This window comes from Sphingobium aquiterrae (assembly GCF_037154135.1).
Classification (GTDB): domain Bacteria; phylum Pseudomonadota; class Alphaproteobacteria; order Sphingomonadales; family Sphingomonadaceae; genus Sphingobium; species Sphingobium aquiterrae.
Genome location: NZ_JBANFL010000033.1, coordinates 1 through 16549 on the forward strand (window position 1 = coordinate 1; position 16549 = coordinate 16549).

The 16549-nt window shown below is 60.4% G+C and carries 12 protein-coding genes; 4 read left to right on the plus strand and 8 right to left on the minus strand.

The window, feature by feature from the left end; genetic code table 11:
- The 8 genes from WFP78_RS22255 to WFP78_RS22290 form a co-directional block, all read right to left on the minus strand.
- Window positions 1–705: nucleotidyltransferase domain-containing protein (locus WFP78_RS22255; RefSeq protein WP_336966652.1), on the minus strand; the 705-nt coding region annotated here is incomplete at its 3' end.
- A gap of 340 nt (window positions 706–1045) precedes the next feature.
- Window positions 1046–2728, minus strand: coding sequence for a DUF262 domain-containing protein (locus WFP78_RS22260; protein WP_336966653.1), 1683 nt, complete (start codon window positions 2726–2728; stop codon window positions 1046–1048).
- A gap of 224 nt (window positions 2729–2952) precedes the next feature.
- On the minus strand, window positions 2953–6111 hold the full coding sequence (locus tag WFP78_RS22265; RefSeq protein WP_336966654.1) for a UvrD-helicase domain-containing protein: 3159 nt from the start codon (window positions 6109–6111) through the stop codon (window positions 2953–2955).
- Window positions 6108–8780: a RecB family exonuclease gene (locus WFP78_RS22270; RefSeq protein WP_336966655.1), complete on the minus strand. Its 2673-nt coding sequence runs from the start codon at window positions 8778–8780 to the stop codon at window positions 6108–6110. Before WFP78_RS22270 ends, WFP78_RS22265 begins: the two co-directional genes overlap by 4 nt.
- Before the next feature lie 115 nt (window positions 8781–8895).
- Complete coding sequence (locus WFP78_RS22275) at window positions 8896–10266, minus strand: ThiF family adenylyltransferase (protein WP_336966656.1); 1371 nt, start codon at window positions 10264–10266, stop codon at window positions 8896–8898.
- On the minus strand, window positions 10263–10736 hold the full coding sequence (locus tag WFP78_RS22280) for a Mov34/MPN/PAD-1 family protein (protein ID WP_336966657.1): 474 nt from the start codon (window positions 10734–10736) through the stop codon (window positions 10263–10265). Before WFP78_RS22280 ends, WFP78_RS22275 begins: the two co-directional genes overlap by 4 nt.
- The gene (locus WFP78_RS22285) at window positions 10733–11131 is read right to left on the minus strand and encodes a putative metal-binding protein (RefSeq protein WP_336966658.1); all 399 of its coding nucleotides are present in this window, start codon (window positions 11129–11131) and stop codon (window positions 10733–10735) included. The genes WFP78_RS22280 and WFP78_RS22285 overlap by 4 nt, the downstream gene beginning before the upstream one ends.
- 31 nt (window positions 11132–11162) lie before the next feature.
- Window positions 11163–11879: a hypothetical protein gene (locus WFP78_RS22290; protein WP_336966659.1), complete on the minus strand. Its 717-nt coding sequence runs from the start codon at window positions 11877–11879 to the stop codon at window positions 11163–11165.
- A 152-nt stretch (window positions 11880–12031) separates the two neighbouring features.
- Here WFP78_RS22290 and WFP78_RS22295 point away from each other — a divergent pair, with 152 nt between their 5' ends.
- From WFP78_RS22295 to WFP78_RS22310, 4 genes are all read left to right on the plus strand, one after another.
- Window positions 12032–12421, plus strand: coding sequence for an MbcA/ParS/Xre antitoxin family protein (locus WFP78_RS22295; protein ID WP_336966660.1), 390 nt, complete (start codon window positions 12032–12034; stop codon window positions 12419–12421).
- The gene (locus WFP78_RS22300) at window positions 12411–13124 is read left to right on the plus strand and encodes an RES family NAD+ phosphorylase (protein ID WP_336966661.1); all 714 of its coding nucleotides are present in this window, start codon (window positions 12411–12413) and stop codon (window positions 13122–13124) included. The genes WFP78_RS22295 and WFP78_RS22300 overlap by 11 nt, the downstream gene beginning before the upstream one ends.
- Before the next feature lie 998 nt (window positions 13125–14122).
- Window positions 14123–15061 (plus strand): hypothetical protein, encoded by a 939-nt coding sequence (locus tag WFP78_RS22305; RefSeq protein ID WP_336966662.1) that lies wholly within the window; start codon window positions 14123–14125, stop codon window positions 15059–15061.
- Between the two features lie 8 nt (window positions 15062–15069).
- Window positions 15070–16191: a DNA cytosine methyltransferase gene (locus tag WFP78_RS22310; protein ID WP_336966663.1), complete on the plus strand. Its 1122-nt coding sequence runs from the start codon at window positions 15070–15072 to the stop codon at window positions 16189–16191.
- The last annotated feature ends 358 nt before the right edge of the window (window positions 16192–16549 follow it).

The window sequence follows — 16549 nt, forward strand, 5'->3', positions numbered from 1 at the left end:
CATCAACGTTCCGCCATCCTGACAGGGGGTCCCTTTTGCGCGCCGATAAGGGGTCCCGTTTGCACGCCGATTGACAACGCAATGGTACAGAAATTCGGAAGTTTGATGCATGTCGAATGCTGCCGGTTTCAAAAAACCCTTAGCCATCGAAAACTTTGAGACTTCAAATCGCTGCATGGCGATCGGAAACCACTCATCATAATATTCTTTGGCCATCTCCAGCGCTTGGCCAGGCGTTTTGGGCTTGGGCTGGTGGAGTTCGGTATCCTCTGCCTCATATAGCGCGATACCGTCCCGGGCGACGTCCATGAAGAAATAGCGTCCGTGGGCCAGGCCGTCGTTCACCTCCTGCAGAGTGTGAACGATGAAGTTTACAGGCGTCCGCAGCCCTTTGGTAACGGTCAGTTCGAGAATGAGGCGTTGATCGAGTTTGGACCAGTAGGTGACGCGATCGGTCAGGCGCTGATCGTTTACGATGATCAGGACGTCATAGTCGGATTGATAGCCTTTGGCGGTATGAGGCTCATCCACCCATCCGCCGCGGGCATAGCTGCCGTACAGAATGACCTTCAGAATGCGGCCCTTCTTTTTCCAATCATGCCGGGCAAGCGCCAGCGCATCATCGAATTCCTCGAAGATGATCTGCTTCACCCGGTCGAGCTCACGCTGTTTGTTGGCCGGAAGATGTTCAAGATCAGTACGCATCCTAGTCATCTTAGCGTCAGAAGGATGCCAATGCCCAGAGCTAAACGAAGCAGCTTTAGTCGACCAAATTTGGGGCAAACTCCGTTTGTTCGGCTACCAGCACGGCGGGAACGACCCGCCCGCTTTATGGTCAGAAATGGGCTTTCTGGACCGTCGCTTTCTAGCTCCTTGACCAAATGAAACAGACATTGAAGGCGTGTCGCCGACATTCTTCGCCCGGTAAATTCGCTCTATCAAGTTTCTGCAGAGTGCGCAGCGGCCGTTCACTCAGACGAAAGATTGGACAAGGCTAGCGAATATCCGGTGGCATTCCGTGGCCTGCACATGTTCGCAGCGCGCATCACAGCCGCCAATGTTTCACGAAGAGGTCAAGCAGCAGCTTATGTCGTTTTTCCAGGATCTCGCTGTTCCAGACGTCATGGCCTAATATCTGGGTTGTCAGGGGGAAGGGCGACACCCCCCCGTTAGTGAAATAGGCCTCCTTCTTCCGGGCCAGTTCATAATTGGAAGCGGAGCTGTTCTTCTTACGCGTCAGGAGCGCCAGATTGCCCAGTCGATGGGTCCAGCCCTTCCGGACATCGTCGTCTGGAAACCAGTCCAGCCAGAGACTTCCAGCGACAGGTGTCTGCGGAAGTACATGCTCGACGGTGACCGAGGGATAGTCATATGTCGCGCCCCCGCCCGACAGCAGGTCATCCAATCGCAGGAGGATGGAAGAACGCGCACGGGCCGAAAGGCTTTCATAAACAGGCCCGTCTAAAGCATCGATCGCGCGTGCGCGCTCCTTGATGGTCAACTGGAGCGCGCTTTCGTCGGCATGAAGATCGAGGCCATCCTCGATCTCGCGCGTCAAGCGTGAGAACCGCTCCAGGCGATCATTCACGCCCCAGCGGCACAGCAACATGAAATAGGAGAGGCGCTCAAGGTCGGCGAAGAACGCAGCCAAGTCAGTCGCGCTGCTCCGTTTCTTGACGGCGAATGCGAGCGCGGGCGGCACCCAGTCCGAAAATTCAAGCCGGTTAAGCCATTTCAGGTGATGATTGACCAGCTCTGCTCCCGCCGTGCTTGAATAGCTGCTTTCGCGAACCTCCTCGAACGCCAGCGCATAGGGGAGGATGATATCGCTGATCAGCGACCGCGCATCCCTATCCTTGGACACGTGGGTCTCGAATTCCCGCAGCAGGGTGCCCTGCGGTTTTGCTTTGCGATAGATCATGCGGATATGGCCGAAGAGTTCGACGAACGCGTCACGCCCGAGTTGTTCTTCTTGGTCTTCCCATCGCTTGGTGTAAAGGTCCCGCTGGTCCGCCGGGACATTGCCAATGATCTCGGCCTTCAGGATATCGGTAGCTGACAGGTCCAGGCCGCGACTGTTCATCACCGAAAAAATCCGGTAGGCGGCATCAAGATCGGGGGTCGAGACCACCACCAGGAAACAGCGCATCGCTATGAATTGTGCGAGGCGTGTTACTTCGAGTTGGTCGAGTTTGCTCAGCCGTTCGATATAATGGCGGGCATTGCGGCGCAGCAGGTTGCGACTGTCTGGCAGGATATCGGTGCTGGCAATCAGCCGGGAAATGCCATCGGGCCGCTGCACCCACGTTTGGAAAAATTCGCGATCCCGCTCGCGCAGGGCGAGACGGAACCGGTCCTCGGTTCCTGAGATTAGGCTGCCAGCCTGGTAGAGGAATTGGGTGATCTCCTGCGCTCTGTCGGCAGGTAGTACCTCCCTCAGCGTGGCGAGCAGGAGCGTCAGCGTGGTGAGACGCTGCTGCCCATCCACGACATCTGCGGAAGGCGAGCCTTCTGCTTTGATGAGCACGATGCTGCCCAGGAAATAAGGGGACATCTCCGATACCGAGCAGCTCTGCTCGCGCATGAAGGACAGGAGATCGTCGAGTAGCTCGCCTGCCTGCTCGGGCGTCCATGCGTAGGGGCGTTGGTAGCCGGGGATGTTGAACTGGAATTCATCACTGAAGATCTGCCCGACCTTCTTCTCATGTGCCGATAATGTAGACGCCACCCAACTTTCCCCGTTCTTATATTTCCATCAAGGTGTGCAGCAACCTGCAGCAGCGATGTGCAGCGGTTTCGGTTCGCTCCCGACGTTCGAGAATGTCGAAGCCTGTGCCATAGGTCGAATAAATATGAGTAAGTTACCGCTCTGGCTACTTCGACGAACTTTCTTCCAATGCGACTCTTTTCCCCCGGCCCGCGTCCGTAACGCAGTGTTAGGCGATCTTTCGGCTATGTCAGGACCACTCTTGTCATCGTTGCTGCAATGGGCTGGTGCAGCCAGAACTCATGACAGGGCCTGCCTGTGACTGCCGCAAGCGCTTGGGCGTATAGGGCGGTCTGCCCCGCAAAAGCCTGTAGGCGTTCGCCGTCGATGTCCATGACGCCGGGGAAGCTCTTGTGATCAACGACGATGTATCCGTCAGGGGTGTCTACGAGGAGATCGATCCGCCCGGCGATAAGCTGTGCGTCGACCGAAGCGTGGACAGGCCACTCCCGCATGATCCTTGCCGATGGAAAACGGCTGCCAAGAAACTCATGGAGACGTCGGGATGCTTCAATGAGGTCGCCAGGCGCAAGTTCTGGCGCCGACCAACGCTTGAGCAGCCAGATCGCCCGCTCGATCCGCGTAGCGGTATCGTGGCACGGGTCATCATAGGCGAAAAAGCGATGACACGCTTCTCCCACGGCGTTCATGTCGGGCTTGCCAGCAATCGTGAGGCGCTGACCCAGACTGTGGCGCTCACCGATCGTCACCGTGCCAGGATAGACCGCTTTGCTGGGATTCAGCCGCAAGGGGCGCTGCTCCATGCGGACCACCGCTGGCCGTTGGTGATCGACGCCGATGCTCTCGTCCACCTCGGGTGCTGCCGGCGCGCCGCGCGAGGCGAACATCAGGCCACCAACGCCGACCTGGTCGCCGGTAAGGGAGACATGGGCTTGCTCGTCATCATCACAAAGCTCGTTGAGCCAGGCCGTCGGACGGCCCGTTAGCGCCACGATCTGATAATCGCGCGCCCGGGTCATGCCGACATAGAGGAGTCGGGTCCGCTCAAGCCGTTCGGCTGCCATCGCGTGGATACCTTCCGGGCTCAACGCCGCGCTTGCGTCGAGACCGACATCCTTTTTCTGGTCGCCATAGGGCCAGGGCCAATAGTGGAGCACGCGACCGTCGAGCGGGGACTGCCAGTTTGGCTCGGTCTCATTGCGGGCGAGCAAGCCGAAGGGCGAGCCCTTGGCTTCGGACTCGAGCTCGGTCAAAATCGTGACCGGCCATTCGAGGCCCTTGGCGCCGTGGTAGGTCAGGAGTTGGACGGCGTCGGGATGAAGGCTTTGCGGCTGGGTCGCATCCGTTCTCGAGCCCAGCCACGCGCATAGGCCTGTCAGGGTCGCAGCCTGCCTGTCGATACGCTGCTCGTCCTGATATGTCTCGGCAAGCGTGCGGAGCGCTTCGAGGTTGTGGAGCCGTTGCTCATAGGCGCCCCATCGGCCGATCAGCTCACCCAGACCCTCGATATGAAGCACTGCATCGAGAGCTTCCGCCGGCGTCAGTTGGTAGGCGTGGACTCTTATGTCCGTTAAGCTTCGCGCGAAGGGCAGGCCGGCAAGGAGCGCCTCGGCCGCTTCGGGGTCAAAGGCGGCGTCGAGCCATCCCTCATCATCATTGGTCAGCCGCGCCATTTCGGCCAGGGCCAGCGTATCGCTGGGATCTGCGACCCAGCGCAGGGCCGCCAGCACCAGCTCGGCCTCCGGCTGGTCGAGAAGGCCGGCGCGCGCCACCGCGACGCGAACACCGCGGTCGCTGAGCGCTCTGGCGAGATCGATGACGCCATCATTGCTCCGGCACAGGATGGCGATGTCGCTTCCGCTGACCGGCCGGGCTTCGCCATGTCTAGGCACGATCGGCCAGTTGTCCCGCTCGGCAAGCATGCCCGCAACCATCGTGGCAAGGCACTTGGCGCGCAGATCCTTGTTGCTCCCGGCCAGCGTCCAGGTGGCAAACGCCGAGGGCATGCCGGCGAGATCGGTGCGCGCCCAATCCTCAAAGGCAATTTCCTGGGGATCCATGCCGACCTTACGGAAGTTGGGCAGGAACGCGGCATTGGTGAGCTCGCCAAGCGACGGTCGCGAGCGCCAGGAACGGCGCAGGTAGCGTACGCTCCCGCCGGTGCCGGCGGTGATCTGTCCGGCCGCGGTACGCGTGAGCTCGGGGTCGGCGTCGCGAAAGCCATAGATCGACTGCTTGGGGTCGCCGACCCAGACCGAATGCGGTGCAATGCGCGCCAGTTCAGAGAAGATGGCGATCTGGATCGGGCTGGAATCCTGGAACTCGTCGACGAAGACCGCCCCGATCAGTTCGGAGAGCCGTTCGCTGTTGGCGGGATTTCGCAGGATCTCCAGCGCAAGCATTTCCTGGTCGACAAAGTCGATGAGGCCATGGGACTTCTTATAGTCTGCATAGGCGTCCATGCAGGCGGCTGCGCACAGGAAAAGACCGTCGATGAAGTCGGTGAGATCCCGACGCAGACGGGGGTGACGGGCGTGAGCCGATGCCGCGGCGATGACATCGACGAACAGGTCCTCGTCGGCCTTGGTGGCGCCAAGTTTGCTGAGCTGCGCCCAGTTGACCCATGGAAGCAGTTCACCGCGCTGCAGAAGTGGGACGGCGGCGTCTATCCGGGGCAAATCCTTATCGAGAGTGCCTTTCTTCAGCAGGACCCGGCGGGCCGGGGTCAGCTCAACGGCCAGCGCGAGGATCGCATCGCGCAGTGCTCCGTCCAGCGTGTCGGCGGTTTCGCCGGGACCGGGGGCGGGGAGGAGCGCTGTCAGGCTGGCGATTGATCGTGCGGCCGAATGGACTAGCGCCTCGCTGGCTATGCCGTTGGACCGGGCGGCATCGACGATGCGCCGAGCGGTATCCTGCCAGCCCCGTCTTGTGCCTTGCTTGGACTTATAGTCCCGGGCCTCGATGCTAAGCCGTTCCGCCAGCGGTGCGATCGCCCCAATGCAGCCCGTCATGACCGGACCCACCGCCCGGGCGAAGGTCGATCCTTGCCGGTCCTCGGTGATGACGTCGGAGGTCGGCGATCGTCCCAGCTCAAACGCGAACTCACTGATCAGTGAGCCGCAGACCCCGTTCACAGTGCCGATGCGGGCGGAGAGCAGGCCGGCGGCGCTCTCAGGCTTGCCAGCCTTGATCAGCGCCGTGCGCAACCGGCCGGCGAGTTCCGCGGCCGCCTTCTTGGTGAAGGTCGTCGCCAGCAGGCGTCCGGGGTTAAGGCCCTCTTGGATCGCGGCGCAGATGTCCTCGACCAGCGTATAGGTCTTGCCCGTGCCCGCCGAGGCGATGATCGTGTCGACCCGGCCATAGGCCGCTGCAGACCCCGTCATTGGAGACCCCTCACGCGGCAGAGGCTGCGATAATCGCACCATTTGCAGTTGGCTTCCCGGACAAGGCTGATGTTCACCGGCAGATAGTCATCGGCGCCTTCAACGCCCGTTGCGACCAGATGACCAGTATCTGCCGCATCCCGCCATGATTTCCAGCTGCCCTGGACGGCCGACCATGTCTCGGGAAGCGTCCTTGCGCCGGAAAACTTCCGGCCGATGAGACCCGACGAGGTCAGGGTGAAAAACTGCCGCTGGTTGAGCATGAAATAGCCCGCACGATAGGGTGCGTTTCCGGCCGCCATGGCGCCATAGGTCGCAAGCTGCACCGCATGCCCTGCCGCGAGTTCTTTTCCCCGGCTGTCGGCTCGCCGCGTCCACTTAAGGTCGACGATCACGATCTCTCCCGTCGGGTCGCGGGCGACCAGGTCGATGGCGCCGCGGACGGCCAGCGCATCCTCGAATTCGCCGCTGACCTGAAGCTCGGTTGCTTCCACGACGAGGCCGTTCTCTGCGAGGCTCTGGGCAAGCGCTGCCATTGCCTCAGGCAACCGCCGCTCGGCAAAGGCCAGTTCGCTCGCCAGCGCAGGATGGCGAAGGGGAGCGGCGATCTGGTCGATGGTGGCGGCAAGCAGGGCTCGGGTGTGGTCCGCCGCGTCGTCGGGCGAGAGCGGTAGGCCGGGCGCGAAGACTTGGCGGGCGATCGCGTGGGCGAGGTTACCCAGCAGCCGGTTCTCGTCCGGGATCGAGCGGGCACGGCCAAGCCGAAGCCCAGCGACATGGTTGAGCGCCCATTTGAGCTGGCACGAGAGCAGGTTCTCGAACGACGTGGCGGACTCGATCCGCCCTTCGAGGCGCGCAGCGTAGCCGGCCGGGGTCGTCCATCGGACCTTGGCGGTTGGGACGGGCGAGCGCTCGAGGGCGACGCGCACGAGCTGCTCGCCAGCAAGCTCGGAGTGGTCGCTCGCCAGGGCGTCCTCCAGCCTGATAATGTCGGCGGACTCTTCAAGTGCGGGCGCGATTCGGTGCGCCACGGGATGGCGCGCTGCTTCATCATGGGCCTCCAGGCCGCCGCTCACGAGCAGCAGGCGCTTGCGGCAGTTGAGGATCGCGCGCTCCCAGGCGGCGGTCAGCGCCTGTCCGCCAAGGGCTGGATCATCGAGCGCGCAGCCCTTCGACGCCAACAGGTCGCGTTCGGCCTGCGTCCAAGGCGCGCGCGCCGTCCCCTCGTTCGTGCTAGAGAAATCCCACCAGACGACATGATCCACCGGGCTCCAGATGGCACCCGGGTGCGCAGCCGTCCGCCAGTTGGCCGCCTCGGCGATCGCCGCAGGATTGTTATGGCCCGTATCGAGCGCCTGGTCGATGATCCGCTCGATGAGGGTTCGGGTCAGGGTGGGGCGGTCGAGTGCCACGAGCGCGCGGCGCACGTCCGAGGCGAGGGTGGCGGTCGCGAGATAGAGGGGGTCGGGATCGTTGGCGTGGCGCGAGAGAGCCCAGGCGACGGTCCGATCGCAGATCGCGGCGGCGTCGACGATGGCCATCCCCGCGACCGGATCGCTCAGCGCCGGTTCGGCCCAGGCGCGCCAGCGTGCGATACGCTCAGCAACGGCAGCCAAGTCCTTTTCGCTTGTGGCTGCCGACTCCTCTGCCTCTTGAATGCTGGACCAAGCCTGGGTCCAGATTTCGCTGCCGCGACCCGGTGCTTCTTCGAGCGCCCGTGCAAGGCGAGAGGCGGCGCGCCCCGCGATCGGCGAGCGGGCGAAGAGCAGCAATTCCATGAGCGCGTGAGGATCGAAGGGCCCCCACGCGATCTTGAATCCTAAGAGAAGGAGCTGGAGGGTCCCGCGATGGGGCGAACGACGGCTGCGGCCGGCCCTGGGCTGGCCGGCGGCCGCGAGGCCATGGTCAAGGAGCTGGGTGTCGCCATTTTGCGCGAGCAGCGCCACGCTGTCCGGGCCGGCGCTGACGCGCTGCGACCATTGGCCGACGATTTCGGCAGCCAGGACGCTGCTCGACGCGGTGGCAAGGGTGAGCGATCCGTCGGGGGCGGTGGCGTGGGGCGCTCCGGTGAGCATCCAGCGCTGTAGCTGTCCCAGCGCAGTGTCGGTCGATGCTGCTGCGGAAGGCTCTAGCGTTTCGATCAGGACGCCGAGGTCTTCAAGCCTTGCGAACAGCAGCCGCCAGCCACAGGGAAGAAAGGCGCGCTGGTCGATCAGCCGGACGCGCCTGATGGTATCGGATATGGTTGGGGTGATGGCGTCGACCGTCCGACGCACCCGATCGGCGATCGATGCCGGGAAATCCACTGCCGCATTTGCGGCCGCAGCCAGGTCGGCGATGCGCCCTTCTGGCCAGGGCGGTTCCGACTTCCAGCCTGCTTCGACGAGCATATCGCGCCATGAAAGCAGCGTGCGCGCCGAGGACCAGGCGTCTACCGCGAAAGACGCGGACCAGAAGCGCTGGCCTTGGTCGACCGCAGCGAGGGCGGACTGCCAGGCGGCGATCCGCACGACATGGGCGGTCGGGGGCTCCGAGAGGCCGTAGATGGTTTCCAGCAGGTCAAGGAGGCCGCTTGGTCCAACAACGGGAGCGCCTAAAGCGCCCGCTGATATGCCTCCGTGATCAGGTATCGCGCCCCCGTCGGCGAACAGTCCGAAGACGATATCCATAGCTTACTCCCCAAGCTTTGATGCCCGTTCAAGCGATGTCAGGCAAGGAGATCTGCGCCCATCACTTGGAAAGGCCTGTTGAGGTGCCGCTCAGTTGCGACTGTTAGGTGCCTGATCAGAATGGTTTTGGCGAAATTTGTCCCCAGCTTTGATCCACAAAGTCTCGCACATGTAGCCGACTGCAGAACTCACAGTCTGCAACGCGTTTGCGCAATATGCGGATGCGATCGATGGGCCGAGCCCAAGGATCAACCTGCCAGTAGTTGGTCGTGGCAAGTCCGGCCTTGAAACGCAGCATCTCTACAACGATCAAGGCTCCAGCCAAGCTACTGACGAAGGCGAAGGGAGCGAGGACCTGGCGCCCTTCCGGCGTGCTGAGCGCCTGCTCCGCGCACAGCTGTTTGAAGAGGCTGTCGTAGGCCATGCCCACAAACGCGGACGTCGGCTGGTCAGGATAACGCATTGCGATCTGGGCCGCAGCCGCGGCACTAATCAGGTTCTCCTTCACCATAGCGATGTCAACGCCAAGGCTTTCCGCGATTGCACGCTCTCGAACATTCTCCACTGCCACATGCTTGTAGATGCAGGATAGGCACGCGTTGTCGGTGGGCAGTTCGTGGGAATGAACCACCACCGAGCGAATGTCCGTAGTCGATGCGTCGAACACCCGGCCAGGCACCTCCGACTGGATGCTCCGCCGGACCCGTCGACTATCGACCGTCACGATCGCGGTTTGCTGCACTCCATTCGACTTCACATATTCATGGAAATCACCGATGAAAGGCTCCAGCGTGACAGATGGCAGATCGACCTGCGCATTGCGAGCCAAGGCTACAGCCTTATCGATGCCGACATCAGCTGCCTCGAGATACAGACACCTGTTCAAATTTCCGCCGCCGACTTTCTTCGGATCCACGATCGGCAGTCGACCGCTAGCATGGACGTGGCGTAGCGCGCGGAGGAAGCCGTGCCCGACAGCGCCCGCACCGATCAGAACCGCGTCATCGACATTAATGGATGCCTCCAGAGCGGCTTCGGTAATGCCAAGATCGGAGAGTCTGATGACCAGTGGGAGCGTCGCAGTCGGGACCCCCTTCGCGGCAATCGCCTTGCTGAGCGCCGCAGCGGCGACGGGGCAGGCCGCGATAGCAGCGAAAAGACCATGGGAAGATGAATTGGACACTGTGACTGGCGCCGTATCGATCACAGCCTTCTGCCTGTCGATTGACGCATATATGCGGGGAACGGATCCTCGTCCCTCGGCATCGCCGACGACAAGTTCGACTGTGGCTTTGACAGCAGGGTCTATCGAGACATTCACTGTGCGCTCGATCAAAGCGCGGATCTCATGTGCCCAGTTCTGACTCTTCTCATCCAACGCAGAAGTGATGAGGACCGTGCGGTCCAGGCGCTCCGCGGCTTCATCCTCGTGAACACCGATGAGCGATGCGAGCATTCTTGCGTTTTCCTGCTGAGCGTTGATCACGTCGTCACTCCAATTCGGCCGGAAGGGCCACCACTGGGCGCCCGCACCCATTCGTTCTGAGTGGAAAGCTCGTATGTCACCGCCTGGTCGAAAAAGTTAGCAGGGGTCGTGCTGGCGGCGAATTGGGGAAGAACCAGCGAGAGCGCACCATCGTGGCGGACTATCGCCCATTCGTCATCCGCCTCGGAATGGAATGCCTCCCCAGGATGACTGTGTACCTGCGCCACAATCTTGAGACGCTTCGCGCGCAGGTGAGTCATCAACGCCCGCAGGCTTTCCCTCGGCAGTTTGAAGTAGTCGACATCAGTGATCTGATTCGGCCTGTAGACCTCCACGATCGGGTAGGGCGGCCGGACCGCCGAAAGCGGCGCAAGCCATAGCACCACCTGCTCTTCGCCAACGGCGCCACCCGCGCGAAGGACGTCGATCGTCTGATCGAGCGTCTGAAGGGAGCAATTGATCGTCGTCATCCTACTGCCTTCTTCCATGCGCGATACAACTGGGAGACGATGCCGATGAGATCGTTTCCCGACTTTCCCCGATGGCTGGGCCACAGTTCATTCACGTGGCTCGGGTGCGTGTGGTATTCCTGCGCTCCCCGCATGCAGACGAAGAAGCGGTTGGTTATTGGGTGGTGTCCGGGGTGAAAGACGCCCCCGACGTTAGGCGGTGCGGCCATTACGGGGGTGCCGTCAGCCTTCAGCAATTCGATGCTGGGCGGAAATTCATCCCACCGGCTGCAATCAAGGCGGAGCCGAAGCGGGGCGGCAACCGGATGATCGAAGATCACATCGAAAACGGGGTATTCGCTGCTGACCACTGTCCAGCCCCAGCGTTTGACGGCTGCCAGATCGAGGCGGACCATGTCCGCCTCGAATGCTGACCTCGATAGTGCCTCAAGCATCGCCGCCGCCGCCTTCCAGAGGCATCCAGTCCAACTCGATCGTCCCGCTGAGCCCCGCCTGGGCAAAGGTCTGCGAGATGGCCACATCGGTGCCGGCTACACTGGTAACCCAATCGGTGGTTTCGGTCAGTCCCAGCTTCCGCGCCGCCTTTTCTAGCACCGAGGAAATCAGCTCACTGTCCTTGACCTTCAGCGCCCCCTCAGCGGGGAAGATGCCGCTCGTCGTCAGAACCGTGACCAGCAGCTTGCCGGCCCCATGCTTCGGACGGGAGACGATATGTTCGACGCCTTTAGGACCCAGCGACAGTGTGCCGCTTGCCGTCAGGACAACATCAGGCTCGTCCTCGCGCTCCAGAACCCACTCATGGCCGCTGGGCGGCGACCAGATCGAGTGGAACTCGTCAGTCTCCATGATGTCGGTGCCCCAGATCTGTCCGATCTCATTCACCGTGAAGGAGAAGGACTCACCGGAGGGGAAAACCCGCAGCGCAGCATGCGGATGGTCAGAAAGCCTGATCTTGTCTTCACCGAGGAAGAGATGCGTGCGCCCCTTCTCGACGAGGATCGCGACATGTTCGCTGGCGGGCGTGAAGCCAGCGGCATTCAATGCCTCACGCGTTTCGATCAGATCGTCATCGAAGCGCACCATGGTGCCGTTGACTTCGAGGTGATTGTCGGGGCGAACCCGCCCGGAATCGAGGGTATCCATTCTGCATTCCTCCGTTGTCACGACAAAAGCGCCGCGACTCTTGACGATCGCATCATTCAGACTAAAATGTCTCATGAGTCTCGATCTGGACTAAGTATGCATCGGGACTATATTGCGCGTCAAGTCCATTTATAGACAAGGAGTGTTTTGTCATGGTCACGCACGCCCCCGACGCCCAGATGGGCGCCGGGCGATCAAGGATTCCGGTCGAATTAGAGGCCTTCTTCGGCATGGCCGAACGGTGGAATCTCTCGACCGATGAGCAAATCCTGCTTCTAGGATCACCCGGCCGCTCAACGTTCTTCAAATGGAAGAAGGAAGGCGGCAACCTGCCTGCCGACACCCTGGAGCGGCTTTCCCATCTGTTGGGCATCTGGAAATCGCTTCGGATACTTTTCACGGTCGACGATCAGGCGGAGGAATGGATAAGGCGACCGAACCGATACTTCGACGAGGCAAGTGCGCTCGACGTACTTTTGGAGGGCACAATGATGAGCATCTACAAGGTTCGGAGATTTCTGGATGCGCAGCGTGGCGGTTGATCTTGGACCCATCGTCCCGTGGAGCGGCGAGACCTATCGGCTCATTCCTTCTCGCTTCCCTCCGGTGGCCGTATACGAGGGTTTGGTCGCCAATGACCGATTTGCCGATCTCGTCGAAGTTGAGAATCTAACGAATCCGCGGCTCAAGGCTCAGGAACGCATTGCCGATCTTGCCGGTGAGGATCCCCATACATCGGCACGGCTCCAAAATTGGAATCATGCCCCATTTGCCTACGGCAATCCTGATGGCAGTATCTTCTTCGACGAATTGACGCCCTGCCTCGAGGTCGCGACCGACCGGCAGACGGCACTCGCTGTGTCAGTGGCGCGTCGAGAGCGCTTTCTTGGCTACACCCGCGAACCCGCGACCGGCCTGGATATGCGAATGCTTAAGACGCCTGTGGACGGCCACTTCGTGGATCTGAGATTTCTCGAACCCGAAGAATTCGAATTGCGCGGTCGCGAGCTGGGAGCGAAGCTGGCGGAGAGTGCGCACGGCATCCTTTATCGACCGATCGAACGTCCGACTGCCACAGCTATTTCGATCGTGGACGGTCAGGTGCTCGGGCGAGCGATTCAGACCGTCCATTTTCGCTTTGTGTGGAATGGAGATCGAATCGTCACCCTATACTCATTCGACGCGGCGGGGACGCAGATCGAGACCGACAACCTCCGAGGCGAAGCGGATTGCGTCGCCGCCTAGGCGCGCATCTTAGCTTTGCCCGGGTTGGCTGGGATTCGTCCTGCATCCCAGCCTTCAAGGCGGACCACCTCATGATATCTGCACTTGGGTTGTTTGCAGACGACACTTGGTACGACCCGCCCATCGGCTTCGATCGTATGATCACGTAAGGTTATGCCGTGACCCTGAGAGCATGTTACCTCCGCCTTGAAGCGCGCGATGGTGCTGGGATGGCTCGGCTTCCATTGCAGGCGGGGAGGCTTTCCATCCCCGCGATGGCGGGCGAGCGATTGCAGGGGGTGGCGGGGCTGATACTCCCTTCGCGTTGCGGCTACCGGTGGCGTTGCGGTCCTCTCAGAGATGGTCGAAGCGTCAGCTTCCCGTACTGGACCAATAAAAATGCGGACAATCGCACGTAACCATCTTGGCATTGGCAGTTCCCGTTCTGATAAGCGAGCTGGTAAAAACCGAGCTGTTCTTTTATTGTGCATAAGGCAATATAGGTGCAGTCTCAATTGAAACTGCCCACCGTAAACAACAAGATCGAAACGTCACGATTCTCGTGCCGTTCAGATCGTTGCCATTAGGGTAGGTCGTCACGTCCACATTATTGAAGAGTGGTGTGGTTTCGCCGACGATCCCGAACGTGTCCGATATCGGCAGATCGCAATGTACGCAGATCTCGCAGGTCGTGGAGTATTAGGCACTTCATGCCACTGTCGTCTTGATTGCCTGTCGTTGCAGGCGCAGAACCACGTAAGAGTGTGCTCAGACAGCTGGGGCCCGAGCGATGCTGATTTTGAACGATGTGCGGTAGGATCAGTTGCCAGCCCGCTCTTGGGAAACCAAAAATAGCAGATGAGTGTCTGTGAACGGTCATTTCGAATGGCGCTTTCAAATTCAGTTTCATACCGGATTCTGGCACCCAAACATTGACGGCGGCGCATTGTTCTGATTCGAATGCAAAAATCTTTCAAAATGAATGTTCTTTATTTGTTCTTTTAATGTTACGAGGGTAAATGACTGATGAAACGGACCTTGACGCGACGGCGCCCAAGCGTCGCCGTGCGACGAAGAAGGACGCCGTTACCCCAGCTGTTGCGAAGCCCAAGGGCAAAAGCCTGCAAAGCCATGGCAAAAATTCCAAGGTATATGTGCCTGTCATCCTGAAACTGTTTCAGGACCGTTGGCGTCCGGGCGCGGCAACCGTAGTGTTTTCGCTGGACGACGTTCGTACGGCGGTCGAAGCCGTGCGGGCTGTGTCCGATAACCCGGATGCAATTTCGTCTCGCAACCCCGCAGATGTTATCTATCGTATGCGCTCGCGTACTAAGCTGCCAGACGAAATTCTCGACAAGGGCTTCCATGTCCTGCGGGCTGTAGGCAGGGGCCGGTATCAGTTCGAGAAGGCATCGAGCGGCATCATGGAAGTACCGGTACGTGAACTTACGCCTGCTATCGACCAAACGCCCATGCCCGTACGGCGGCTGTTGCCGGAAACGATGGCCGAAATGGACGAACAAGCATTGCTATCGGTGGTAGGGTATTGCCAGCTTCTCGACCACTTCACCGGCATGAAGATTTACCGGCTGCGGTCGCACGTCCGAAAGAGCGTGCCCGGCATCGGGCAAGCCGAACTTGACGCAATCGATGTAGGGATAGCGTCCGGCGACGACGATGTGCCGGTAATCTTCCCGATTGAAGCCAAGGCGGTTTCGGACGAACTCAACCGCGTACAGATTTTCAATATGATCCAGTATGCGGCGCATTATTTCCCCGGTCTAAAGGTCCGTCCACTTGCGTTAAAGGTCGATTATCAATCGGCGGTTCATATCATGGAATTCAACATCGCGGCCCGCCCTGGTGACCTTCGGATAATCCATTCCGCAAGCTACTCCATCAACACGTCGGAGGCTCAAATCGCCATGATCCGCGCAACGAATGTTCCTAAGCAATGAAAACGACCATGCCCACAGGTATCGAACTTTTCGCCGGATGCGGCGGGCTATCGACCGGCTTTCTCGATGCGGGGCTTAACGTCGCAGCGGGCTTCGAATTAGACGCTCGCGCGGTTGACGCATACAATTATAACCATGCCTATCGCGGAGGCCGTGGGTTCATCACGGACCTAAACGCAGCTTCCGGAGCCGAATTGCTGGAACGCGCCGGGATAAAGCGGGCCGATTTCATAATCGGCGGTCCTCCGTGCCAGCCGTTTTCGATCGCCGGCAAACGGCAAGGGAAGCGTGACATTCGCGCGGACCTTATCGGACACTTCATCCGCATCGTCGACGAATTGAAGCCATCGGCTTTCATGCTTGAAAACGTCCCTAACCTTGCGTCGATCGACAACGGTGAATTTCTTGACGACGTGAAGGCCCAACTGCGCGCGTTGGGCTATGCCGTCGATCATACCGTCGTGTCGGCGGCTGATTTTGGCGTGCCGCAGAATCGCAAGCGCCTTGTAGTACTTGGCATAAAAGGAAAGAAGGCGGTGCGTTTCCCCGCTGCGACGCACGGGACCGACGAACAGCCTTTCGTATCGTCGTCATACGCGATCAACGATCTACCCGACGCAGGCGAGTTCGGCGAAACCGGCATCTTTAATCACGAACCTACCGCACATTCGGCGGATATGGTCGCGCGTCTAAGCACGTTGGAGCCAGGCAAGCGCGAACGGGGATCATTCCACGATCGTCTGCACCCCGAACGTCCATCGTACACGCTGCGCGCGGGGTCAGGCAATTTCAGCCCACTTCGCCCGGTCCATTACAAGCATCATCGCGTCATTACTGTACGAGAAAGCGCTCGCTTGCAGGGCTTTTCGGACGACTTTCTGTGGCCTGATCGCATTCCACGGTTGCAGCAATATCGCCAAGTCGGGAACGCGGTGCCGCCGCCAATGGCAAACGCTTTCGCACGATGTCTGGCGGATCAAATGGGGTGGCCGCTAGATTCGGTTGCACTCGCTGGCGATCCGACCGACCGGGAGCCTGCAATCACTTTGACAGACGCCGAAAGGAAGGCACAGCGTACTTCTAGGATGCGTGGGGCTTCGCTAGGCAAGGTCGCGCGCGCTAAAGGCTGACAGACGCGCTTATTCGTACGTCTTTGTTGCGGGTGAGTCGGTGGCGTGAGTGCGCTGGATGCGAGCCTGTTTCTATGAGCGGACGTCTGCATCTGGAAACCGAGAATTGGCTTCTAAGCGGCCGACATGGTGAAGGATTTTGGCCGCTTGCGTACGAAAGCCTGCCCCGACAAGCCCTGACATCCGCAGATGACGCTACTTCTGTGACCGGAAGCCTGCGGCACATCGGGTGATGCACAGGTTCAGCCATGTTGAACATCCTGTTACTTTCCCGATCTGGAGCAATGGACGGGATCGCGGCTGTGCAACTTGGCACAGCCGCGCTAGCGTCGCTGTTTGAGCGATCGGGATGTGTATG

Coding starts and splice junctions, on each gene's coding strand:
- WFP78_RS22265 (WP_336966654.1), bottom strand. CDS start 6,111: ATGACGGGGTCTGCAGCGGCCTATGGCCGGGTCGACACGATCATCGCC.
- WFP78_RS22270 (WP_336966655.1), bottom strand. CDS start 8,780: ATGGATATCGTCTTCGGACTGTTCGCCGACGGGGGCGCGATACCTGAT.
- WFP78_RS22280 (WP_336966657.1), bottom strand. CDS start 10,736: ATGACGACGATCAATTGCTCCCTTCAGACGCTCGATCAGACGATCGAC.
- WFP78_RS22285 (WP_336966658.1), bottom strand. CDS start 11,131: ATGGTCCGCCTCGATCTGGCAGCCGTCAAACGCTGGGGCTGGACAGTG.
- WFP78_RS22290 (WP_336966659.1), bottom strand. CDS start 11,879: ATGGATACCCTCGATTCCGGGCGGGTTCGCCCCGACAATCACCTCGAA.
- WFP78_RS22295 (WP_336966660.1), top strand. CDS start 12,032: ATGGTCACGCACGCCCCCGACGCCCAGATGGGCGCCGGGCGATCAAGG.
- WFP78_RS22305 (WP_336966662.1), top strand. CDS start 14,123: ATGACTGATGAAACGGACCTTGACGCGACGGCGCCCAAGCGTCGCCGT.
- WFP78_RS22310 (WP_336966663.1), top strand. CDS start 15,070: ATGCCCACAGGTATCGAACTTTTCGCCGGATGCGGCGGGCTATCGACC.